Origin of the sequence: Asaia sp. SF2.1 (genome assembly GCF_000505765.1) — a bacterium.
GTDB classification, from domain to species: domain Bacteria; phylum Pseudomonadota; class Alphaproteobacteria; order Acetobacterales; family Acetobacteraceae; genus Asaia; species Asaia bogorensis.
Genome location: NZ_AYXS01000048.1, coordinates 169,112 through 169,838 on the forward strand (window position 1 = coordinate 169,112; position 727 = coordinate 169,838).

Below are 727 nucleotides of genomic sequence, written 5' to 3' on the forward strand. Positions count from 1 at the left end.
GGTAAAGCGATCGGAACGTGCTCATGGGGTCGTCTCCTGTCATCTCGTCAGGCTGGCCGGAGGGCCTGTCATCTCATTGCATCGACATGGTGCCCTGAACCCGGTGTGCCGGGACGGGAGACAGACCAGAAACGTCTTTCCGGATTAAAATACAAGTGCGAGCCTTGAGCCGGATGAACCTGCAGGGCTTTCGTCCGTTCACGACCCATCATGGATCATGACGATTATGTTATGTTCCCAAACGGAGTTATCGTCATGGATCTGCTGCGCTGGACTATCGTCTTTCTGATTCTCGCCCTTCTGGCCGGTGTCCTCGGCTTTGGCGGTATTTCGGCCGACTTCGCGTCGATCGGCAAGATCCTGTTCTTTATCTTCCTCGTGCTGTTCGTCCTCAGCTTCGTCTTTGGCAGAGGCCGCATGCGCTGAAGATAAGGATTACAGCCAGACAGCCTCGTCTCCATCTGGAGAGGGAGGGTGCCATTACGAGAAAGGGCGGGGGGGATCATCCCCGCCCTTTCTTTATCAGGTAGTGCGTCGAGAGAGCTCAGAATCCACCGGGATAGGGATCTCCTGGATAGGCATATCCCTGCTGCGGGTCGCAATTGGCATAGCCACCACAGGCATAGGTGTAGGGCGCTGCCGCATAGGGTTGAGCATAGTAGGGTTGCGCGACAGCTGCGCCGATGACGGCACCTGTGGCAAGGCCAAGACCAAGGCCGCCCCAGCC

Annotated in this window: 1 protein-coding gene and 1 pseudogene; one reads left to right on the forward strand and one right to left on the reverse strand. The window is 57.4% G+C overall.

Annotated features, from left to right (window positions below; genetic code table 11):
• The first annotated feature begins 261 nt into the window (after window positions 1-261).
• A complete protein-coding gene (locus P792_RS33570) occupies window positions 262-426 on the forward strand; it encodes a DUF1328 domain-containing protein (protein ID WP_343206295.1) in 165 nt (54 codons plus the stop codon).
• A 118-nt stretch (window positions 427-544) separates the two neighbouring features.
• Here P792_RS33570 and P792_RS37795 read toward each other — a convergent pair.
• Window positions 545-727: pseudogene (locus P792_RS37795) on the reverse strand (hypothetical protein); the annotation flags it as partial.